This window comes from Gordonia tangerina (assembly GCF_021556435.1).
Taxonomy (GTDB): domain Bacteria; phylum Actinomycetota; class Actinomycetes; order Mycobacteriales; family Mycobacteriaceae; genus Gordonia; species Gordonia tangerina.
Window position 1 is genome coordinate 385,397 of record NZ_JAKGCU010000002.1, and the last position, 21,679, is coordinate 407,075.

Sequence of the window (21,679 nt, forward strand, 5' to 3'; positions counted from 1 at the left end):
GGCCCGGACAGTCGTCCGGGCCTGAGCTGTGTTGTGGGCTGTCGTCGGGCCGGCCATCGTCAGTCCGGTAGCGGCGACCCGGCGTCCAGATCGAGCCGGTGGCCCTCCGAGCGCACCCGCGCGATCGCACGCATCTTGTTCACCGCGTCCAGGGCGGCCACTTTGTATCCCTCGGCCAGGGTCGGATAGTTGAACACCGCATCGACCAGGTAGTCGACCGTACCGGCCAGGCCCATCACGGTCTGACCGATGTGCACCAGTTCGGCCGCGTTGCTGCCGAAGGCGTGGACTCCCAACAGTGTCCGGTCCTCGGCGTGCACCAGCAGCTTGAGCAGGCCATACGAATCGCCCATGATCGCACCGCGGGCCAGTTCCCGATACCTCGCCACCCCCACCTCGAACGGGATGTTCTGGGTGGTCAGTTGGTCTTCGGTACGACCGACGAAGCTGATCTCCGGGATCGCATAGATGCCGATGGGCTGCAGGTCGGCATCGGTCGCACCGACGGGTTCGTCGAAGGCATGGTAGGCGGCCCGCCGCCCCTGCTCCATCGACGTCGCCGCCAGGGCCGGAAAACCGATGATGTCGCCGACCGCATAGATGTGATCGACGGTGGTGCGGAAGTGTTCGTCCACCTTCAACCGCCCCCGCGCATCGGCGGTGAGGCCGGCCGCCTCTACTCGCAGCTCGTCGGACACCCCTTGCCGACCGGCCGAGTAGAGGACCGTATCCGCCGGGATCTTTTTGCCCGACTCCAGAATCGTGAGGGTGCCCGAGGGGTGGTTCTCCACCGTCTGCACCTGCTCGCCGAACCGAAATGTCACGCCCCGCTCGCGCAACTGATACTGCAACGCCTCGACGATCTCGCGGTCACAGAAGTCCAGCATCGTCGGTCGTCGCTCGATGACGGTCACCTTGGTGCCGAGCGCGGCGAACATCGACGCGTACTCGATCCCGATGACCCCGGCGCCCACCACGACCATCGATCCGGGGACGCGGTCGATGGCCAGGATCTGGTCGGAGTCCACGACGGTGACCCCGTCGAACTCCACCGTGGACGGACGTGCCGGACGCGTGCCGACGGCGATGACGAAGTGGTCGGCGGTGACCCGCTTGAGATCACCCGTCGCATCCTCGATCGCTATCTCGTGCGCGTCGACGAAGTACGCGTTACCGATGAGCATGGCGACCGAGTTGCGGGCCAACTGGTTCTGGATGACATCGATTTCTTTACCCACCACATGCATCGTCCGGGCCGAGAGATCCGCGACGGTGATGTCGGACTTCAACCGGTACGACTCGCCGTAGAGTTCTCGCTGGTTGAGTCCGGACAGGTACAGCACCGCTTCCCGCAGGGTCTTGGACGGGATCGTGCCGGTGTTGATGCACACCCCACCCACCATGTGGCGTCGTTCGACGATCGCGGCGCGCTTGCCGAGTTTCGCGGCCGCGATCGCCGCCTTCTGGCCTGCCGGACCCGAGCCGATGACGACGACGTCGAAGTGGTCCACAATTGATCTCCAGTCGGTGAGTGCTCGACGCACCGGAACACCTGGCCCTCGACGCTGCTGATCACCGATCAGTCTCGCGCAGCGACGCTCAGGTCACGACCCGAAAACCACTCGTTCGGCGGGATTTAACACCACCGAAGCAATGGCGCCCGGCGCAGGTTTCCCGTCTGCCCTCACGCGACCAGATCGCGGAGACCGGCCTCGTGGGCCTCACCGACCTCGGAGAAGGTGGCGCAGACCTGCAACCACGCGGCGAGCGCCTCGCATCCGGTGGTGTACGGATCGGTCAGCGAGTGCCGACGATAGGGTTCGCGTGCATACGAGGTGTGTCGCCCACCTCGTCGGTTGCGCACCTCGATCGTGCCCCAGCGCAGGGTGTTCGGCAGGTAACCGAGCACCTCGCGTGCCGCCGCAACCAACCGCGCCCCGTCCCGGACCATCTGCCGAAGCCCCAGGGAGGTGCGGCCGGCGTTCTGGAATGTGTTGTGTCGCAGTACTGTCCACACGTGCGACAACCATTCACCCCAGTACCCCACCGCGAGGGACGGCGTGATGTCAGCGATGTCGCGAACGAAAGAGTCCGAGGATGCGTTACAGATCATGTCCTCGACGGCGCCGACCCAGAAGTAGTCGATCCCGCTCGGAAGTTCCGGCCCACCGCCGGCCACTCCCCACCCCGCACAACCGGGAACCGCACCCGGCGGCTGGTGGGGGTCGGCCACGAAGCCCACCGCGATCACACGTGCGATCGCCGGGTGGTCAGCATCGGCGAGTTGCCGCAGTGCGTGTCGAATGACCACTGCCCCTTGCGAATACCCGATGAGGGCAACGGGGCCCTCCGTGCGGATGAGGGCCGTGCGCAGATTGTCGACGCCGATCTCGACACTGCGCAGATAGCTGATGCCGGCGAGATCGGGGGCCGGACCGTAGCTGGCCGGGTAACCAACCCAGCGACACCGGAACCGCGCATCGAGCCCGAGAGTGACGCCGGCCAGCAGGCCGCCCACCTCCGTACGGGTGTCACCCGCGAACGACTCGCCCGTTCCGCCGACCACCAACAGGGTCACATGTCGATCGGCCTGGTCGATCGATGCGGTCAACCCATTCATGATCCCATCATGGCGCGCATCGATGTGAAAGTGCATGAGCGACACTGAGGAGCCCCTGTGAGCTCGGGACACCGTAAGGCACATCACGCCTGGTCAGGTTGATTAACCTATTCGTAATACGGAGAATGGATACAAGAGAGCACAGTCAATTCAGGAAGTTGTACCGGCATGTCCATCGCACGTCTTCGTGCCCGTTTCGTTCACACCAGCAATCGCAAGCTGTATGACCGCATCCACGCCGTCGGCAGCAGCACCCAGCGCGATGAGCTGCTGATCATGGCCCAACGCGCCGAGCTACGCTGACCCACAACACTTCTCCCGCTCGGGAAGACCTCAGATCTGACAGGTCGGACACCAGTAGAGGTTGCGGCCATCCAACTCCGCGGTCCGCACGGTCGTCGCGCAGATCCGACACGGTTCGCCCGCGCGCCGATACACGTAGGTTCGCGGCCGGTCCGGTGCATACGACCCGGGTCCGCGATCGTCCTCACGTCGGACCACATGGATGCGGCCGCGTCGCACCCCAATTCGCATGAGTCCCACCAGATCGTCCCAGACCGCTGCGACATCGGCGGCCGGTACCGACCGGCCCTCGCGGTAGGGATCTATCCGGGCCCGGAACAGCACCTCCGCGCGGTAGACGTTGCCGATTCCGGCGACCACCTTCTGGTCCATCAGCAGCGCTCCGATGGGCCGGCGTGATCGTGCGATGGCGGCGAGCATCGGTGTCGGATCGGCGTTTCGGCGGAGCGGATCGGGCCCCAACCGGGCGATCAACTCGTCGAGGTCGGTCGGCGTGAACAACTCACACGCCGTCGGGCCACGCAGATCGGTGCCGACCTGCGGACCCTCGATGCGCAGCCGCACCTGCCCCACCGGAGCAGCCAGAGGTGCCGGCGCTTCGGTGAAACTTCCATACAGCCCCAGGTGCACGTGGATCATCCGCCGGCCCGCCCGCCCAGTGGTACCGAGCGGGCGATAGTGCTGGATCAGATGCTTACCCCACGCCTCGGCCTTTGCGAAGACCATGCCGTCGACGACAGCGGCGCCGTCGGCGAATCGGCCTTGAGGACTGGACACCCGCACCGGCTCACCGCCGAAAACTCGTTGCTGACGACGCGCCAGACGATGCAGGGTATGACCCTCGGGCATGTCGGCTGCTCCGCTGCGGCCGGTGAATCAGTTGGCGCCGGGCACCGCAGGCGCCTCGCCGGTGCGCTCGTACTCGGCGAGGATGTCGATGCGGCGCTGGTGGCGAGGTTCTTCCGACCAGGCCGTCGCGACGAACGCGTCCACGATCGCGAACGCCTCGTCGGTGCTGTGCATCCGCCCACCGATGCCGATGAGCTGGGCGTTGTTGTGCTGTCGGGCCAGTTGCGCGGTTTCCACGCTCCAGGCCAGCGCGCAACGCGCCCCCGGCACCTTGTTCGCCGCGATCTGCTCGCCGTTACCGCTGCCGCCCAACACGATTCCCAGGCTGCCGGGATCGGCGACGGTCCGGCGGGCCGCATCGATGCAGAAGGCCGGATAGTCGTCGAGCGCGTCATAGACGTGCGCCCCGCAGTCCACGACCTCGTGGCCGGCCGACCGGAGGTGGTCGGCGATGAGGTTCTTCAGTTCGAATCCGGCATGGTCGGCACCGAGGTAGACACGCATGGCGTCACTATAGATTGGTCGCGTGGACGCACAATCGCCGATACCCAATGTTCCCGGCGTCGCCGATCCCTCCGCCGGCCAGATCAACAGGTCCGGCGGCGACCAGCGGCCGATCCAGGCGGGCGAGACGCCTCGTGACGGATTCTGGCTGCCGCCGGCCCACTACGCGGGACGTCCGCGGCTGCATCCGTGGGAGATCCCGATGCTGATCGCCGTCATCACCGTGACCCTGGTGGGATATCTCGCCATCGTCTGGCTGGTGCTCCTCGGCACGTTCAGTGACTATTTCCTGTTCCTGCTGGCGCTTCCGTTGGTCCTGCTGCTCATCCGCGGTCTGACCTACGCACAGCCACGGGTCAACGGCGTGCAGATGACACCCACCCAGTTCGCCGACGGCCACCGGATGGTGGTCGAGGCGGCCGCGCGCTACGGCCTGGAGTATGTACCCGACGCGTATGTGGTGCTGGGCAACGGCATGATCAACGCCTTCGCCTCCGGCCACGGCTTCCGCCGGTTCGTGGTGGTGTACTCCGACCTGTTCGAGGTGGGTGGGCGCGCCCGCGACCCGCAAGCCCTCGAGTTCATCATCGGCCACGAGGTGGGCCACATCGCCGCCGGACACACGTCGTATTGGCGCCAACTCGCCACCAGCGTCGGCATGAACATCCCGTTGGTCGGCTCGGCCCTGTCCCGGGCGCAGGAGTACACCGCCGACAACTACGGCTACTACACCCGACCGGCCGGTGTGCCCGGCGTCATCGGTGTCCTCTCCGCAGGCAAGTACATGCTGTCAGCGGTGGATTTCGACCAGTTCGCCGATCGCGCCACACAGGAACGCGGCTTCTTCACCTGGGCGACCAATGCGTTGGCGACCCACCCGGTGCTCACCTGGCGTGCGGCCGCACTGCGTGACCGTACCCGGGCGGGTGCGATGCTGTTCCGCCCGCGCACCATCGTGCGCGGGGTGGGCAGCGGCAATGTCGTCGCCGTCGTGCCGCCGCCCCACCCGGCCGCGGTCGCCGCGGGATCGCTGCCGAACGGTCTACAGATGCCGCCCAAGCTCTGACCTCCCCGGGCGGAAGCCTCGATCAGTCGAACTGCGGCGACTCGTCGCGGGAGCGCTTGAGTTCGAAGAAGTGCGGGTACGAGGCGAGCGCAACCGCGCCGTCCCACACCGTGCCCGCGGTCTCGCCACGCGGAATCCGCGAGAGCACCGGCCCGAAGAAGGCGGTGCCGTTGACGTGGATGGTGGGCGTGCCGACATCGTCGCCGACCTGGTCCATGCCCTCGTGATGGCTCGTGCGGATGTAGTCGTCGAACTCCTCGGACTCCACCGCCGAGGCCAGCGCCGGGTCCAGCCCCACCTCGGCCAGCGATTCGGCGATCACCTGATCGAGATCGTCGATGCCCTTGTTGTGGATGCGGGTCCCCATCGCGGTGTAGATCGGGGCGAGGACCTCCTCCCCCCGCTGCGCGACCGCTGCCGCGATCACCCGAACCGGGCGCCACGCCGACTGCAGTTTCTCTCGGTAGTCGTCCGGGATGTCCTTGTTCTCGTTGAGGACCGCGAGGCTCATGAGATGGAAGTTCACATCAATAGGCCGCACCTGCTCGGCCTCCAGAATCCACCGAGACGTGATCCAGCACCATGGGCACAACGGGTCGAACCAGAAGTCCACCCGATCCCGCTTATCTCCTGCTGTGTGCGTCGCTGCCGTCATGGAGCTCCCCTTCCGGTATCCGAGGTCAAACCAATTCCCCAACTGCTACCACGTGACTCGCGGATCATTCCCGTTAAGCTGGCCAGCGGACCGCGATTCGAGAGGTGGATGAACCCGACTGTGACTGCTCCGAACCTGACCAGAGACCAAGCACGCGATCGTGCCGCGACGGTCGACGTCGGCAATTACGCGATCGAACTCGACCTGACCGATGGTCAGGGCAAACCCGGTGTGACGACCTTCCGATCGGTGACGACGGTGACGTTCACCGCGACCGCCGGGTCCGACAGCTTCATCGATCTCGTCGCCCCGACGCTGGTCTCGGCGACCCTCAACGGCACCGATCTCGACGTCTCCGACTTCGATGAATCCGAGGGCATCAGGCTGCCGTCGCTGGCGGCCGAGAACACCCTGACCGTGGTGGCCGAATGCGCGTACTCGAACACCGGCGAGGGCCTGCACCGGTTCGTCGATCCCACCGACGAATCGGTCTACTTGTACTCACAGTTCGAAACAGCCGACGCCAAACGCATGTTCGCCTGCTTCGACCAGCCGGACCTGAAGGCTACCTACACCATCACCGTCACCGCGCCGGCGGACTGGAAGGTGATTTCCAATGCGGCACTGGTGAACACGCTGCAGGCCGAAACCGGGCCGAACGGCGAGCGCATCCATCGGTTCCGTGAGACACCGTTGATGAGCACCTACCTGGTCGCGTTGATCGCCGGTCCGTACGCGGAATGGACCGAGACCTACAGCGACGACCACGGCACCATCCCGCTGGGCATCTACTGCCGCGCCTCGCTCGCCGAGCACATGGACGCCGACCGTCTGTTCACCGAGACCAAACAGGGATTCGGCTTCTACCACAAGAACTTCGGCATCCCGTACGCGTTCGGCAAGTACGATCAGCTGTTCGTGCCGGAGTTCAACGCGGGCGCCATGGAGAACGCGGGCGCGGTGACCTTTCTTGAGGACTACGTCTTCCGTTCCCGGGTGACCAAGTATCTCTACGAGCGCCGCGCCGAGACCGTTCTGCACGAGATGGCGCACATGTGGTTCGGTGATCTGGTCACCATGGACTGGTGGGACGACCTCTGGCTCAACGAGTCCTTCGCCACCTTCGCGTCGGTGTTATGCCAGTCGGAGGCCACCGAGTACACCAACGCGTGGACCACCTTCGCCAACGTCGAGAAGTCGTGGGCCTACCGGCAGGACCAGCTGCCCTCTACACATCCCGTGGCCGCCGACATCCCCGACATCGCAGCCGTCGAGGTGAACTTCGACGGGATCACCTACGCCAAGGGCGCGTCGGTGCTCAAGCAGCTCGTCGCCTATGTGGGACTGGAGGACTTCCTCGCCGGTCTGCGTGACTACTTCTCCGCGCACCAGTTCGGCAACGCCACCTTCGCAGATCTGCTGTCCGCACTGGAGAAGTCGTCCGGACGCGACCTGTCCGATTGGGGCACCCAGTGGCTCAAGACGACCGGCATCAACGTGATGCGACCGGACTTCGAGGTCGACAGCGACGGGAAGTTCACCCGCTTCACCATCGTCCAGGACGGGGCCGCACCCGGGGCCGGCGAAACCCGCGTACATCGTCTGCGGGTGGGCGTCTACGACGACGACGGCTCGGGGACCCTCACCCGCACCGCCAGCGCGGAGCTCGACGTCGAGGGTGAACGTACCGACGTCGCCGATCTCATCGGGGTCGGTCGTGGGGCTTTGGTGTTGCTCAACGACGACGACCTCACCTACGCATCCGTCCGTCTCGACCCCGAATCGTTGGCCACGGCCACCGCGCGGATCGGTGACATCGCCGACCCCATGCCGCGGACGCTGGTCTGGTCGGCCACCTGGGAGATGACCCGTCAGGCCGAGATGGCCGCGCGCGATTTCATCGAACTCGTCTCGCGCGGCATCGCCGCCGAATCCGAGATCGGTGTGGTCCAGCGCGTGCTCATGCAGGCGACCAGCGCCCTGGAGGCCTACGCCGACCCGGGCTGGGTCGCGCAGGAGGGTCGACCCGCGTTCAGCGCCCGCCTGCTGGAACTGGCGCGCGGCGCCGGCGATGGCTCCGATCATCAGCTCGCGTTCGTCAACACCCTGCTCGCGGGCCGGTTGAACGACGATCAGGTCCCTGTCGTGCGCGCCCTGCTCGACGGGACCGATCCCGCCGACCACGGCCTGGCCGGTCTGGTGGTGGACACCGACATGCGGTGGAAGTTGGTGCGCGCATTGGCGACCGTCGGTGCGATCGACACCGACGCGGCGTCATCCCCGGTGATCGACGCCGAGGCAGCCCGCGACAACACCGCCACCGGGCAACGGCAGGCGGCCGCCGCCCGTTCGTCGCGCCCGCTCGCCGAGGCCAAGGCGCAGGCATGGCGTCAGGCCACCGAGGACGACTCGTTGTCGAACATCTACACGCGCACCATGATCGAGGGCTTCGCTCGGCCTGGGCAGGGTGAGCTGCTCACCGATTACGTGGCCAAGTACTTCGCCGCCGTCCCCGACATCTGGGCGCGTCGATCCAGCGAGGTCGCGCAGACCGCGGTCATCGGGCTCTATCCGCACTGGGCCATCGACGAGGACGCGCTGTCGGCAGCCGACGAGTTCCTGGCCGCCGATCATCCTCCCGCCCTCAAGCGGCTGATCTCCGAAGGCCGCGACACCGTCGCGCGATCGCTTCGGGCGCGCCGATTCGACGCCGAATCGGCGTCCTGACGCCCGATCCCGAGGATTCTGGCCGCAGTTTCCGGTTCCGGCTTGGACACGAAACTGCGGCCAGAGCCTGCAGGTGCGGCCAGCACCGTCTCATAGCAACGGCGGCCCGCTCACCGAGGTGAGCGGGCCGCCGTTGACGGGATGGGTCAGGACGCCGCGGCTGCGGTGGACATCACGCGCAGCGCTGCGATCAGACCGTCGATCAGGTCTCCCTGTCGGAAGCTGGTGACCGCCGCGGTCACGCCCAGCTGGGCGACGCGGTCGTTGACGCGGTCGGCAACGTCGACGCCCGACACGACCACCACAGCATGGCTGTTGGGTGAGACCGCGATCAGGGCTCCGTTGGCCGGTTCCGGCGCGCGCAGCAGGACGGCCCGGGCGTCGGCAACCGCGTCGGTGCCCAGCTCGCCGATGAACACCGAGAACCGCACGTAGGCCTTCTCGCTCGCCGCCTTCAGGGCCTCGTCGAGCCCGATGAGTTCCTCACGGGTGAACGGCGGCGTCGTGGGAGCCTGTCCCGGGTATCGGGTGCCCGATACCCGTCCGCCGTTGGTGACGACCGTGCCGATCGGCAGCGCACTCGCCGCTGCCGAGGCGACGGCGACGTCACCATGCTGTCCGGATACCACCTCACCACTTGCCACTGGCCGAACCTCCGTCCGCGTCGGTCGCTTCTGCATGATGCGCCAACGTCATCGGCTCGATGTCGGTGGCACTGAACAGCAGCGGCTCGTGCTCCCACTGCTGGTCGAGGGTGTAGTTCTGCACCTTCGGATACTTCACGTCGTTCGGCACGGCCATCGCGACGACGCAGCCGATCACGAACAGAACACAGATGACCGTGACGGGCACTCCGATGGCGACGATCAGGTTGTCCATGCCACCCTTTCGATCAGTTGATGCTGAGGGCTGTTGCCGGTGCCTGCAGCCACTGCGGCGCAGGTCGTGTGATCAATCTAGCCCACCACGTGACGCCGCGGGCATCGACCCCTACAGCGCGTCGTAGATGGGTGAGCCGATCAGGCGGCGCCGGCGTCGATGTACTGCGTCCACACCGGGTCGATGTCCTTGATCGTGGCGAGCAGCCGCCAGTGACGTCCCTTCGGGGCCGATGGCGTCGTGCGCAGCTTCCAGCCTAATTCGCTGAGCAAATGGTCGGCCTTGCGGTGGTTGCAGCTCGCACAACAGGCCACACAGTTGTCCCACGAATGTGCTCCACCCCGGCTGCGCGGCACCACGTGGTCGATGGTCGTCGCCTTCGCTGCGCAGTAGCCGCACCGGAACCGGTCCCGATGCATCAGTGCGGCGCGGGTCATCGGGATGACGGCCCGGTAGGGAACCTTGACGAACGAGCGCAGCCGGATCACCGAGGGCACCGGCACCGACAGGTCGGCCGAATGGACCAGCAGGCCGTTGTCGTCGGCGTGCACCACGTCGGCACGTTCCCGGAGCACCAGCACGATCGCCCGACGCAAGGAGACCGCCGTGAGCGGCTCGTAGGTGGCATTGAGCAGCAGCACACGGCGCCGACCCCACAGCGAAGCGCCCGCCGAGGACGAGGCGATCGGCGAGCCCACCTGCGTCACGGAATCCAGATCGCGACCGCCTGGCACAGTCGCGAGAGCGCGGACACGCGGCCGGGCGCCTTCTACCGAGGTCACCGACGTTGCGTTCCTGGACTTCATACGCGTCTCCCACCTGAACACCGACGAGGTCAAGTTGACCACGGAACAGACCCGTTTGCACGACAATTCTGCGTGTCCATGCAGGTCGGCAACGTGAACAACCGATGACGCACCTCCCCGACCCGCATCGGTGTTGATGAGTGCGCGGGTGGTCAGGACAATGGGGATCGTGAGCAGTCAGGTCCCCGGTGGCATCCAGCCCAGCACCCCCGCGACGCAACGCACCTTCTATGAGGAGGTGGGAGGCGCGGAGACGTTCCGAAAGCTCACCGCCACGTTCTACGAAGAGGTCGCCGCCGACGAGGTGTTGCGGCCGCTCTACCCCGAGGAGGACCTCGGTCCCGCCGAACGACGCCTGCGCATGTTCCTCGAACAGTACTGGGGTGGCCCGCGCACCTACTCCGACGAGCGCGGGCACCCGCGCCTGCGTATGCGTCACCACCCGTTCCGGGTCGGGCCGATCGAGCGGGATGCGTGGTTGCGTTGTATGCACATCGCAATCGCGTCGATCGATGCCGAGACACTCGACGACGCGCACCGGCGGGCGCTGGTCGATTACATGGAGATGGCGGCGAATTCCATGATGAACTCGCCTGTGTGACACGCCGGGTGCGGGCACGACGCGCCGACGCCACCTGGGGGACTCACCGAAAACACAGGTAAGGCACAATGACGACGGTGAGCGACGAGACATCCAAGGATGGCCCCGCCGCACCGGAATCAGACGGTGCGCACCAGGCATCGCAGGGCGAGACCGACGCCGCCGCCGCGACTCCGACAGATCCCGAAGCCCCGGACCCCGAGCTTTCGGATTCCGATGGCCCCGATCTCGATGCCTCAGCAGCAGACGACACCGCAGCGGCCGAATCTGAAGCTGCAGAGACCGGCCATGCCACCGTGGAGTCGAGCGCGGTGGCCGACACCGACGAGCCGCCAACAGACGAGGACCACACCGACTCGACCGTCGGCGCGGCGGAGTCAGACGGCGTCGACGACGCCGCGACCGACGACGAGCCTGTGTTCCTGGACACCGAAGCTCCCGAGGCGCCGGACACCGAAGCCGTTGTCGCGCCACCCGCGTCCGCGGCCACGCAGCTCGATCCCGCCGACACGACCTGGTGGAAGTCGGCGATCTTCTACCAGATCTACCCGCGGTCGTTCTCAGATCTGAACGGCGACGGCGTCGGCGATCTCGCCGGAGTCATCGACAAACTCGGCTACCTCGAACTTCTCGGCATCGATGCGATCTGGCTGAGTCCCATCATGCGCTCCCCCATGGCCGACCACGGCTACGACGTGTCCGATCCCCGAGACATCGATCCGCTCTTCGGCGACATCGCGCTCTTCGACGAGTTGATCACCGAAGCGCACGACCGCGACATCCGCGTGACGATGGACCTCGTCCCCAATCACACCAGCGATCAGCACGAGTGGTTTGTCGAGGCGTTGGCCGCCGAGCGCGGCAGCGCTGCCCGCGCCCGCTACATCTTCCGCGATGGGCGGGGCGACGACGGCGAGGAACCACCGAACAACTGGCACAGCGTGTTCGGCGGTCCGGCCTGGACCCGGGTGCCAGATCCCGACGGCAGTCCGGGCCAGTGGTACCTGCACATCTTCGCCGCCGAGCAGCCTGACCTGAACTGGGAGAACCCGGAAGTCTTCACCGACCTGGAGAAGACGTTGCGGTTCTGGCTGGATCGGGGCGTGGACGGATTCCGCATCGATGTCGCCCACGGCATGGCCAAGCCTGCCGACCTGCCGGACATGGATGTCGAGTCGGCCGGCCTGCTGCAGAATTCCGACGACGACCCGCGCTTCAACAACTATGCGGTACACGACATCCACCGCAAGATCCGGACCGTTCTCGACGACTACCCCGGTGCGGCCAATGTCGGCGAGATCTGGGTGGACGACAACGAGCGTTTCGCCGAGTATCTACGACCGGACGAGCTGCATCTGGGATTCAACTTCCGTCTCGCCAAGGCGACGTTCGATCCGACCTCGATCCGCGATGCGATCGAGAACTCGCTGGAATCGGTGCTGTCGGTGGACGGAACACCCACCTGGACCCTGTCCAATCACGATGTGGACCGCGAGGTCACCCGCTACGGACGGCTCTCCCCCGTCGGCTCCGACACCGATCCCGACGGTGCGAGCGACACAGACTCGCCCACGGTGGATGTCGATCTGGGCATCCTCCGCGCGCGGGCGATGCTGCTGGTGGAACTGGCACTGCCGGGCACGGTGTTCATCTACAACGGGGCCGAGTTGGGATTGCCGAACGCCGACCTGCCCGACGACGCGCTGCAGGACCCGGTGTGGGAGCGGTCCGGACACACCGAACGGGGTCGCGACGCATGTCGGGTTCCGTTGCCGTGGGAGGGCTTCGAGCCGCCCTACGGCTTCAGCAGCAACCCGGACACCTGGCTGCCGATCCCCGACTCGTGGACGCGATTCACCGTCGAAGCACAGTTGGAGGACGTCGGCTCGACCCTGTCGCTGTACCGGCAGGCCATCGAGATGCGGTATCAGCGACCGGAATTCGACGGCGACACGGTCGAATGGTATGGCGCACCCGAGGGTTGTCTGGCCTTCCGGCGTTCGGTGGGTCACCTGGTGTGTGCACTCAACACCTCCGACGTGCCGGTCGGGCTGCCCCCGGGCGAGGTCCTGTTGACCAGCTACCCGCTCATCGACGGGCAGCTGGCCCCGAACTCGGCGGCCTGGCTGGTCTGAATCGACGCCTCACCGAGGCGTCATGGACAGACGTTCGCGACGCTGGAAGACCGACCCGAATCGCGCATCGATCCGAATCCATGCGCCCGACAAGCGAATTCGTACTGGTTCAGCTGGATCGATGAGCTCGATCGGTGACGTCTCGGTCACCTCGCGGCCCTCGGCGTCCCGGACGAAGCCCATTGCGGTCAGCGCGAACAGCGAGCGCATCGAGACCGCGGCGCGACCCTCGGTGCCCGACCCGGAGACCTCGAGGACGTCCTGGTCCAGCAGACCGGTGGCCGGCCCGTGGGCGCTGCCTTCGTTGCGGGCCAGATGCGCACCACCGCGCGACAACTCGACGACGGTTCGGGCGGGGACATCGTCGAGTTGGGCGAATCCGCCGGCCGCCGGCAACGACCCACGCCACGCGCTCTCCATCCCGAAACCGGGGTCTATATGCTCGCCGGGCGCGGCAGTGGTCAGCGAGTCACGCAGAGCCGCTGCGTCGCAGACGAGGTCGTCGGGTCGTTGCCGACCGAACACCGATCTGCCCGCGAGTACGTCGAAACCCGTGGTAACCCAGAGACCGATCAGCCCGTCTGGCCGGGCGGCGATCCGGACCACGGCGGCGTCGTCGAGCCGCAGCGCGCGCCCCAGAAACGCAATGGCGTCGGCCCGGTCGTCGGCGCCGGTGAGCGTGATGTGACGCTCGGGGTCCGTCATCGGTTCGCCTGCTGATCACGTCGGAACGACGCCAAGTAGTCCTTCTCCGGTGCGGTCAGGCGACGCAGTCGTTGTGCATCGACGTCGAAGGCGACCAATTGGGTGGTGGCGGTGACCGCGGGCTTGGCGCCGGGCGGATCGGTAGCGCGGCGGACTTCGTAGCCGACGGTGAAGTCGACGGCCCGCAGTTGCTCGACGAACATCGTGACCACGATCGGCCCCTCGTCGTGGCGCACCTGCTCGCGGTAGCGAACATGCAGATCGGACACGACACATCCGTGGCGAAGGGCCGCGGTCGGCCGCTCGTCGTAAAACAACCACGGGATGCGCGCCTCCTCGATCAGCGTCACCATCCGTGCGTGGTTGATGTGTGCGAAGACATCCATGTCCGACCAGCGGACGGGCACCCGCACCACGTAGCCGGCCTCGGTGGTGGTTCCTTCGTCTTCGTAGCGCACTCGACTCCTCCCTGACGGTGATCCGACCGCGTTCCGACGACCTCGACAGTCCCTGGTCGGTTGCGTCCCAACCCTACGCACCCGGCATCCTCGCCCCCGACAGCGCTCGTGCGAGGTCACAGCGAGAGCGTTCAGACCGGGGCGATCTCCACGGGCAACCCGTTCAGGGTCACCGTCCCCGACAACGGGTCCATCCGACTGCCGTCGTTGAGTTGGTTCACGTTGGCCCCGGGTGCGGCGGCGGCCACCGACAAACGGGTACCGGCGAGGTCGTGGCCCCAGCCGTGCGGCAGGGACACGACTCCCGGCAGGATGTCGGTGCTCAGTTCCACGGGCACCGTCACTTCGCCGCCAGGGCCGCGGACGACGGCGATGTCGTCGAGGCCGAGCCGGTTCGCGTCGTCGGGATGTACGTGCAGGGTGCAGCGATTGCTGCCGCCGGACAGCGCGGTCAGGTTGTGCATCCAGCTGTTGTTGGATCGCAGATTGCGGCGGCCGATCAGCACCAGTCCCTGCGGCGAGCGGTCGAGCGCGGTGCGCAGCCGCTCGACATCGGCGACGAGGTCGTCGGCGGCGAGCTCGACGGTCCCCGATTCGGTGCGCAACACCCCGGGTAGTCGCGGGCGCATCGGGCCCAGGTCGATCCCGTGCGGCGCGGCCTGCACGTCGGCGAGGGTGATGCCATCGTCGCGGGCACCGAACGCGTCCCCGTAGGCACCCAGCCGCAACATCATGTCCAAGCGGCGTTCGTGGCCGGGAGCGTCCGGCAGCATGGCGACCAACTCGGCGACGTCTCGGCCCGCGACCGGTGAGTGCGGATCGATCACCTCTTTGCCGAGGGTGGCCGCGATGACCTGCTCGTCGACCATCGCCGGATCGGCGTCGGTCGATGCGCCGCTGAACCCGAGGATCAGCCGGCACAGGATCTCCGATTCCCCTGGCCGGCCGTCGTCGGTAGGCAAGACCGGCGGTGAGTACCGCGCGGTCGCATGCACCGCGAGGTTGTTCAGAAGGAAGTCGAAGTGCGGGCTGCGTGAGGGCGGTGGCGGCGGGAGGATCACGTCGGCGTGCCGAGTGGTCTCGTTGAGGTAGGGGTCGACACACACAACCAGGTCGGCGGCCTCGAGTGCTCGCGACAGCCGATCACCGTCCGGCGCAGACAACACCGGGTTGCCGCCGATGGTGATCAGTGCTCGGATGCGACCGTCCCCCGGTGAGTCGAGTTCTTCGGCCAACGCCGCCGCGGGCAGTTCGCCGGCGACCTCGGGATGGCCCGACACCCGGCTGCGCCAACGCCCCGTCCGGAACGGGCGTCCCGGTCTGGGCGGGCGGGGGGCCGGGGCGGAAGGCGGGGTCGGGAACATCACGCCTCCCGGCCGGTCGAGGTTGCCGGTGAGAATGTTGACGGCGTCGATGAGCCAACTGGTGATGGTGCCGAACTCGACGGTGGTGGTGCCCATCCGCCCGTAGACGGCCGCCGAGGGTGCCGCGGCGACCCCGCGCGCAAGATCGCGGATCTCGGTCGCCGACACGCCGCAGTGGTCGGCGACCCGTTCCGGAGCGAAGTCACGCGCCTGCTCACCGAGCGTCTCCACACCGCTGACGTACTGGGCGATCCCGCCGAGGTCGGCGGCGACGAGGTCCTCGTCGAACAGTGTGTGCACCACCGCGAACAAGAGCGCGGCGTCGGTGCCCGGCCGCGGCGCGATGTGGGTGTCGGCGAGTTTCGCCGTGCGGGTCCGCGCCGGGTCGATCACCGTCAGGTGCCCACCGCGTTTACGCAGGGCGGTCAGTTTCCCGGGGAAATCGGCGGCGGTGGTGACACTTCCGTTTGAGACCACGGGATTTGCGCCGATGATGACGAGGTGATCGGTGCGGTCGAGATCGGGCACACAGAACGCAAACGGATTGCCGAACAGATATCCCAGCGCGATCTGTTTGGGCATCTGATCGAGCGTGCTGGCACTGAAGATGTTGGTGGTGCCCAACGTGCGCGCCAACATCGGCGCGTGCAACGCGCCGGCAACGGTGTGCGCGGTGGGGTTGCCCAGATACACACCCACCGCCGTCGCACCGTGGGCAGCGCGGATCGTGCCGACCCGGTCCACGACGGCCTGCAGGGCCTGCGCCCAGTCCGTCTCGACGAGTGCGCCGTCGCGGCGGATGAGTGGCCGGCTGAGACGGTCGGCGTCGTTGTCGAGTTCCGGCAGACTGGCGCCCTTCGGGCAGATGTAGCCGTGGCTGAACACATCGTCGGCGTCACCTCGCGCCGAGCGCAGTCGGCCGTCGTCGTCGACGGTCACCGTGAGGCCACAGGTTGCCTCACACAACGGACAGATTCTCAGCGCGGTCCGACCCATGCCTCACGATAAACCGCCCGGCGGGTCGCGTGGCCTCGCCTGCGCGAAATGCACTCCTCAAACGCGCTCAGCGGATCACGCTGCGCAGCTGACGAGCGGCGACCGACAACGTCGCGAGGTCGGGATCGGCGAGCTCATTGATGTCGGTCAGCATCGTACGCATCCGGGACAACCGCGACGACTGCGACGACTCCCACTCGGCGATCATCTCGCCGGCCGACTCGTCGGGCTCGCCGATCTCCAGGATCTTCAAGGTGATGGCACGCAATGCACCATGCATATCGTCACGAAGCGCCAAGCGCGCCAACGCATGCCAGCGATCGCCATATTCGAGATCGGAGACCGAGGTCAACAATTCCTCGATGCCGAAGTGTTCCATCACGCCGAAGTAGACCTCACCGACCTCCACCGGGTCACGGTCGGCGATCTCGGCGGCGTCGATGATGTCGAGCAGACAGAAGCGGTGCAGACCGATGGCGACGTCGTGGGCGAGATTCTGCGCCACCCCGGACGCCTGATAGCGCTGCACCCGTCGGTCGACGTCGAGTGCCGAGCTCGACCCCATCCAACTGTCCAGCAACGCCGACAATTCGGTGACCCGGTCTCGGTAGCGGGTGATCTCGGCGGCCATCGCCAGCGGCTGCGGCCGGAAGGCGAGCAACCAGCGCGACGCCCGGAACAGCAGGCGCCGCGCGTAGAGCGTCATCTCGTCGATCATGGTGACCGGCGCGGCGGCGTGCAGCACCCGATCGAACAGCTCGTCGAGTCCGAACACCGCACTGGCCACGACGTAGGCACGCACCCCTTCCTCGGTGGACGCGCCGGCACCCTCCCGAAGGCGGAACAGGTGAGTGGTGCCCGCCTTGTCCACGACGTCGTTGACCAGCGTCGTCGTCACGATCTCGCGCCGCAGGCGATGGGAGCGGATGCCACCGCTGAATCCGGTACGCAACGGCACTGGGAAGTATCGGGCCAGCCGCTGGTCGAACACGTCGTTGTCGGGCAGGTCGGTGTCGAGCAGATCCGCCTTGGTGGCCAGCTTGACATGCGCCATCAGCGTGGCGAGCTCGGGCGAGGTCAACCCGCGCCGGGTCTCACCGGCGAACCGTTTACGCAGCTCCCCCGGTTCGGGTAGCGCCTCCAGGTGCAGATCGACGTCGTGCGTGTCGGCGAGGTCGGCCAGTTGGCGGACGTGGACGTCCACGCGTTCCTGCGCGAAGGTGCGGCAGAAGCCGAGTTCGGAATTCTGCGAGATGTTGTCGGCGAGAACCAGATCGGCGACCTCGCCGGTCATCGAGTCGAGCAGCTCGTTGCGGTGTCCGGCGTCGAGGTCGCCCGACGACACCGCGGTGTCGAGCAGGATCTTGATGTTCACCTCGTGGTCGGAGCAGTCGACACCGGCGGAGTTGTCCATCGCGTCGGTGTTCACCCGGCCGCCGCACAGATCGAACTCGATACGGCCGCGCTCGGTGGCCCCGAGGTTGCCGCCCTCCCCGATCACCTTGACCCGCAGCTCGTCGCCGTTCACCCGGATGGAATCGTTGGCCTTGTCCCCGACCTCGGCGTCGGACTCCGTCGACGCCTTGATGTAGGTGCCGATCCCGCCGTTCCACAACAGGTCGACCGGTGCGAGCAGCACCGCGCGGATGAGTTCGGGCGGCGACAATTCGGTGATGTCGCCGTCGAGTCCCAGCGCCTCGCGCATCTCGCCGCTGACCGGAATGGATTTCTGGTGCCGCGACCATACTCCGCCTCCCGGACTGATGAGTTCAGGGTCGTAGTCGTCCCATGAGGAGCGCGGTAGGTCGAACAGTCGTGCCCGCTCCCCGAACGACACGGCCGCGTCGGGCGTGGGGTCGACGAACACATGCCGGTGGTCGAACGCGGCGACGAGCCGGATGTGTTCGGACAGCAACATCCCGTTGCCGAAGACATCACCGCTCATGTCGCCCACACCGACGACGGTGAATTCCTGCGACTGGGTGTCCACACCCATCTCCCGGAAATGGCGTTTCACCGACTCCCACGCTCCGCGGGCGGTGATCCCCATCTCCTTGTGGTCGTAGCCGGCCGATCCGCCCGATGCGAAGCCGTCGCCGAGCCAGAACCGGTAGTCGGCGGCCACATCATTGGCGATGTCGGAGAACGACGCGGTCCCCTTGTCGGCGGCCACCACCAGGTACGGATCGTCGCCGTCACGGCGCACCACCGATCGGGCGGGCAGAACCGTCCCGCTCTGTCGGTCGATGTTGTCGGTGACGTCGAGCAACCCGGCGATGAACGCGCGATAGCACGCGATGCCCTCGGCGCGGAACGCATCCCGGTCGGCCGTGGGGTCGTCGGTCGCCGCCGGAGGACGTTTCACCACGAAACCGCCCTTGGCGCCGACCGGCACGATCACGGCGTTCTTCACCGCCTGCGCCTTGACCAGACCGAGGATCTCGGTGCGGAAGTCCTCGCGGCGATCCGACCAACGCAGCCCGCCACGCGCCACCATGCCGAATCGTAGGTGCACACCTTCCACGCGCGGTGAGTAGACGAAGATTTCGTGCATGGGCCGTGGTTGCGGGGCCTGGGGAATGTCACGTGGCCGCAGTTTGAACGACATCACCGGCTGATGTCCGCCGTCGTCACCGGAGACGTAGAAGTTGGTACGTGAGGTCGCCGTCACCACGGCCGCGAACGCCGACAGAATCCGGTCGGCGTCGAGGCTGATCACGGATCCGACCTCACGACGCAACGTGGCGAGGGCATCCTCGCGGCGATCGTCGTTGGCCGAATCCGGGTCGAAGGATGCGGCGAACAGCTCGACGAGCCCGCGTACGACCGCCGGGTGGTCACCGAGAACCGCGGCGACATGCGTGGTGGTGTAGGAGAACCCGCACTGCCGGAGATAGCGGCCGTATGCCCGCAGCATCGCCGCCGAGCGCCAGTCCAGACCGCATCGGATGACCAACTCGTTGATCGCGTCGACCTCGGCGTTGCGGCGCCAGAGCTGCTCGAAGGCGTCGGTGAACCGACTCTGCAGGTCCGCCAGCGAACCCATGTCGATGGTCATGCCCTCGGTGAGGCGCACCCCGAACTCGTACGCCCAGCACGAGGATCCGTCGCCGCGGATCAGGTGATACGGATGCTCGTCGAGGACGTCGAGGCCCAGGCTGTGCAGGACCGGGAGGACATCGGTGAGGGTGGCGGTCTCATCGCACAGGTACAGCGTGAAGGTCCACCGTTCGGTCCGCAGATCCCGACCGTCGGCCGCCCCGCCCGCCAACGTCAACTCTGCCGGGTCGACGTCGACGTCGGCGTCGAGGTCGTCGAGGACCCGCCCCAAGGTCACGGTGACATCACCCGGCGCCAACTGCGTCACGTGAACGAGGTCGGCCAGGGCCTCGCGCGGATTCCGCTGTTCCTTGTAGTCGTCGGTGAGCGACGGCAACATGCGCAACACCGCATCGACACCGCCGATCGGCCACGACGCCTCATTCGACTCTGCGGCGATGCGCCCGAGTTCGCGTACCCGTTCGTCCCAGCTGCGGATGATGTCGGCCAGGCGTGCCTGCATGCGCAGGTGCTGCTCGCTGCCGGTGTCCACCGAACCGATCGATCGGACGATGTCGGCGTCCACGCGCACGAGTACCTGCAGCAGGGCCAGCGGCATCTCGCTGACCCGGGCGGTGTACTCGATGGCGGTGCCGCCGAGCGCCCGCAGCAGTTCTGCCTGCAAGGTCAGTCGGGTCTGGGTGTTGTAGCGGTCGCGGGGCAGATACACCAGCGCCGACGCCATTCCGCCGCCCGGGTCCGTACGGACGAACAGCCGAAGCGAACGGGTGGCACCGGCGTCGAGCATCTCGTGGATGCGTCGGCTGAGTTCGGCGTCCGTGGACGCGAACATCTCCACGATCGGGTAGTTCTGCAGCAGTTCGAGCATCGCCTGGCCGGCATAGGAATCATCGTCGACCTGAGCGCGGCTGAGCACACCCTGCACCTTGGCCCGCAGCACGGGGACGTCGAGAACCGTCTGATGCAGACCCGAGGACGTGAACGTGCCGACGAAACGATGTTCGCCGACCTGCGCACCGTCGTCGCCAAATGCCGGGATCTGCAACAGGGTGGGGAAATCGGACCGTTGGATGCCGGTCTCGAGGTACACCCGGGAGACGACCGGGAGCAGCGGCGGACGCGTGGCCACCGGGAAGTCGGCGGCGACGGTGTCGGTACGCCAGATACCGAGCCGTGGGCCCACGTCGGTTCCGTCCGTGTGTACCTGCGCATAGCCGAGCGGCAAGAAGTGATTTCCGGCGAACCATTCCAACAGGCGGGCGTACTCCTGACGGTCCCCGGCGAGCAGGCCACCCTGACCGGCGATGGGCGCAGTCGCGCACTCGGCGGCCAACCGGGTGAGGGTGGCCCGCATCGTGGCCGCGTCACGGTCCACATCGGCGACGCGGCCGATCACCTCGACGAGATCGGCGCGGAGGGCCTCGGCATCGAAATCCGGCTGACGCGACAACGCCACGACGAAGATCCACGACTCCACCGCGGTGGGATTGTCGGCGACGAAGTCCGAGAGCACTCCGTCCGATGACCGCACCACCGGGATCACCGGATGATCGATCCGACTGACCACCAGATCGTGCGCCTCGACCGTGGCCAGCACGGCCTCCACCGACAACGGCATGTCGTCGTTGACGACGACGATCTCGATTCCGCCGGATTCGGTGCCGGCGACCTCGACCAGTCGTTCCCGGTCGCCTCGCCGTTCGGCGATCTCGAGGTGCCGCCGCACGCGCGCCACATCGTCATCGTCAAAGGTGTCCGGGTCGGGCAACTGCGCGTCGTCGAGCACCGACGACGAACTGAAGTAGCGTGCAATCGCTTGCGGTAGAAGCGATGTCATATTCGTCACCGGCGCTCACCCCGTCGCTGCAGAGGCAGGAACCCCGGAATCTCCGGGGGTGTCCCTCTCCTGCGATCGTAGTGATCCCGACGCCGTCTGGGTCCGCGTTGGACC

17 protein-coding genes are annotated in these 21,679 nt (G+C 66.9%); 5 read left to right on the plus strand and 12 right to left on the minus strand.

Annotated features, from left to right (window positions below; all coding sequences use genetic code 11):
- Positions 1-59 precede the first annotated feature (59 nt).
- Both sthA and L1892_RS05000 read right to left on the minus strand, forming a co-directional pair.
- Positions 60-1,511 carry a Si-specific NAD(P)(+) transhydrogenase gene (gene sthA, locus L1892_RS04995; RefSeq protein ID WP_235722393.1) on the minus strand — a complete coding sequence of 484 codons (1,452 nt, stop codon included), beginning with the start codon at positions 1,509-1,511 and terminating at the stop codon, positions 60-62.
- A 173-nt stretch (positions 1,512-1,684) separates the two neighbouring features.
- Positions 1,685-2,620 (minus strand): PE-PPE domain-containing protein, encoded by a 936-nt coding sequence (locus L1892_RS05000; RefSeq protein WP_235722328.1) that lies wholly within the window; start codon positions 2,618-2,620, stop codon positions 1,685-1,687.
- 168 nt (positions 2,621-2,788) lie between these two features.
- Here L1892_RS05000 and L1892_RS24620 point away from each other — a divergent pair, with 168 nt between their 5' ends.
- A complete protein-coding gene (locus L1892_RS24620) occupies positions 2,789-2,923 on the plus strand; it encodes a hypothetical protein (protein WP_266061267.1) in 135 nt (44 codons plus the stop codon).
- Positions 2,924-2,953: 30 nt separating this feature from the next.
- On the opposite strand, the gene L1892_RS05005 is transcribed toward L1892_RS24620, so the two are convergent.
- Positions 2,954-3,772, minus strand: a complete 819-nt coding sequence (locus L1892_RS05005; protein ID WP_235722329.1) for an Fpg/Nei family DNA glycosylase — start codon at positions 3,770-3,772, stop codon at positions 2,954-2,956.
- A 27-nt stretch (positions 3,773-3,799) separates the two neighbouring features.
- Positions 3,800-4,276: a ribose-5-phosphate isomerase gene (locus L1892_RS05010; RefSeq protein ID WP_235722330.1), complete on the minus strand. Its 477-nt coding sequence runs from the start codon at positions 4,274-4,276 to the stop codon at positions 3,800-3,802.
- 22 nt (positions 4,277-4,298) lie between these two features.
- Here L1892_RS05010 and L1892_RS05015 point away from each other — a divergent pair, with 22 nt between their 5' ends.
- The gene (locus L1892_RS05015; protein ID WP_372474961.1) at positions 4,299-5,342 is read left to right on the plus strand and encodes a M48 family metallopeptidase; all 1,044 of its coding nucleotides are present in this window, start codon (positions 4,299-4,301) and stop codon (positions 5,340-5,342) included.
- Positions 5,343-5,364: 22 nt separating this feature from the next.
- Here L1892_RS05015 and L1892_RS05020 read toward each other — a convergent pair whose 3' ends face one another.
- A complete protein-coding gene (locus L1892_RS05020) occupies positions 5,365-5,997 on the minus strand; it encodes a mycothiol-dependent nitroreductase Rv2466c family protein (RefSeq protein ID WP_235722331.1) in 633 nt (210 codons plus the stop codon).
- 120 nt (positions 5,998-6,117) lie between these two features.
- On the opposite strand from L1892_RS05020, the gene pepN reads away from it, so the two are divergent.
- Positions 6,118-8,724, plus strand: coding sequence for an aminopeptidase N (gene pepN / locus L1892_RS05025; RefSeq protein ID WP_235722332.1), 2,607 nt, complete (start codon positions 6,118-6,120; stop codon positions 8,722-8,724).
- A gap of 146 nt (positions 8,725-8,870) precedes the next feature.
- On the opposite strand, the gene L1892_RS05030 is transcribed toward pepN, so the two are convergent.
- The 3 genes from L1892_RS05030 to L1892_RS05040 all read right to left on the minus strand — a co-directional run bounded on the left by L1892_RS05030 (position 8,871) and on the right by L1892_RS05040 (position 10,310).
- A complete protein-coding gene (locus L1892_RS05030) occupies positions 8,871-9,368 on the minus strand; it encodes a DUF5130 family protein (RefSeq protein WP_235722333.1) in 498 nt (165 codons plus the stop codon).
- Complete coding sequence (gene ctaJ / locus L1892_RS05035) at positions 9,355-9,603, minus strand: aa3-type cytochrome oxidase subunit CtaJ (protein ID WP_235722334.1); 249 nt, start codon at positions 9,601-9,603, stop codon at positions 9,355-9,357. Before ctaJ ends, L1892_RS05030 begins: the two co-directional genes overlap by 14 nt.
- A 140-nt stretch (positions 9,604-9,743) precedes the next feature.
- Positions 9,744-10,310, minus strand: a complete 567-nt coding sequence (locus tag L1892_RS05040; RefSeq protein WP_235722335.1) for an HNH endonuclease — start codon at positions 10,308-10,310, stop codon at positions 9,744-9,746.
- 259 nt (positions 10,311-10,569) lie between these two features.
- Between L1892_RS05040 and L1892_RS05045 the strand changes: the two genes are divergently transcribed.
- Together L1892_RS05045 and L1892_RS05050 are read left to right on the plus strand one after the other, a co-directional pair.
- Positions 10,570-11,010, plus strand: coding sequence for a globin (locus L1892_RS05045; protein ID WP_235722336.1), 441 nt, complete (start codon positions 10,570-10,572; stop codon positions 11,008-11,010).
- Positions 11,011-11,078: 68 nt separating this feature from the next.
- Entirely contained in the window at positions 11,079-13,145 is a 2,067-nt protein-coding gene (locus tag L1892_RS05050) for a glycoside hydrolase family 13 protein (protein ID WP_235722337.1), read from the plus strand.
- A gap of 9 nt (positions 13,146-13,154) precedes the next feature.
- Here L1892_RS05050 and L1892_RS05055 read toward each other — a convergent pair whose 3' ends face one another.
- The 4 genes from L1892_RS05055 to L1892_RS05070 all read right to left on the minus strand — a co-directional run bounded on the left by L1892_RS05055 (position 13,155) and on the right by L1892_RS05070 (position 21,565).
- A complete protein-coding gene (locus L1892_RS05055) occupies positions 13,155-13,850 on the minus strand; it encodes a DUF8010 domain-containing protein (RefSeq protein ID WP_235722338.1) in 696 nt (231 codons plus the stop codon).
- Positions 13,847-14,308 (minus strand): acyl-CoA thioesterase, encoded by a 462-nt coding sequence (locus L1892_RS05060; RefSeq protein WP_235722339.1) that lies wholly within the window; start codon positions 14,306-14,308, stop codon positions 13,847-13,849. The genes L1892_RS05055 and L1892_RS05060 overlap by 4 nt, the downstream gene beginning before the upstream one ends.
- Before the next feature lie 131 nt (positions 14,309-14,439).
- A complete protein-coding gene (locus tag L1892_RS05065) occupies positions 14,440-16,668 on the minus strand; it encodes a molybdopterin-dependent oxidoreductase (protein ID WP_235722340.1) in 2,229 nt (742 codons plus the stop codon).
- Between the two features lie 67 nt (positions 16,669-16,735).
- Positions 16,736-21,565, minus strand: a complete 4,830-nt coding sequence (locus L1892_RS05070; protein ID WP_235722341.1) for an NAD-glutamate dehydrogenase — start codon at positions 21,563-21,565, stop codon at positions 16,736-16,738.
- Between the last annotated feature and the right edge of the window lie 114 nt (positions 21,566-21,679).

Excerpts from the sequence above, each read along its gene's own strand:
- L1892_RS05000 (WP_235722328.1), bottom strand. The coding sequence starts at position 2,620 with ATGAATGGGTTGACCGCATCGATCGACCAGGCCGATCGACATGTGACC.
- L1892_RS24620 (WP_266061267.1), top strand. The coding sequence starts at position 2,789 with ATGTCCATCGCACGTCTTCGTGCCCGTTTCGTTCACACCAGCAATCGC.
- L1892_RS05005 (WP_235722329.1), bottom strand. The coding sequence starts at position 3,772 with ATGCCCGAGGGTCATACCCTGCATCGTCTGGCGCGTCGTCAGCAACGA.
- L1892_RS05010 (WP_235722330.1), bottom strand. The coding sequence starts at position 4,276 with ATGCGTGTCTACCTCGGTGCCGACCATGCCGGATTCGAACTGAAGAAC.
- L1892_RS05020 (WP_235722331.1), bottom strand. The coding sequence starts at position 5,997 with ATGACGGCAGCGACGCACACAGCAGGAGATAAGCGGGATCGGGTGGAC.
- ctaJ (WP_235722334.1), bottom strand. The coding sequence starts at position 9,603 with ATGGACAACCTGATCGTCGCCATCGGAGTGCCCGTCACGGTCATCTGT.
- L1892_RS05045 (WP_235722336.1), top strand. The coding sequence starts at position 10,570 with ATGGGGATCGTGAGCAGTCAGGTCCCCGGTGGCATCCAGCCCAGCACC.
- L1892_RS05050 (WP_235722337.1), top strand. The coding sequence starts at position 11,079 with ATGACGACGGTGAGCGACGAGACATCCAAGGATGGCCCCGCCGCACCG.
- L1892_RS05055 (WP_235722338.1), bottom strand. The coding sequence starts at position 13,850 with ATGACGGACCCCGAGCGTCACATCACGCTCACCGGCGCCGACGACCGG.
- L1892_RS05065 (WP_235722340.1), bottom strand. The coding sequence starts at position 16,668 with ATGGGTCGGACCGCGCTGAGAATCTGTCCGTTGTGTGAGGCAACCTGT.
- L1892_RS05070 (WP_235722341.1), bottom strand. The coding sequence starts at position 21,565 with ATGACATCGCTTCTACCGCAAGCGATTGCACGCTACTTCAGTTCGTCG.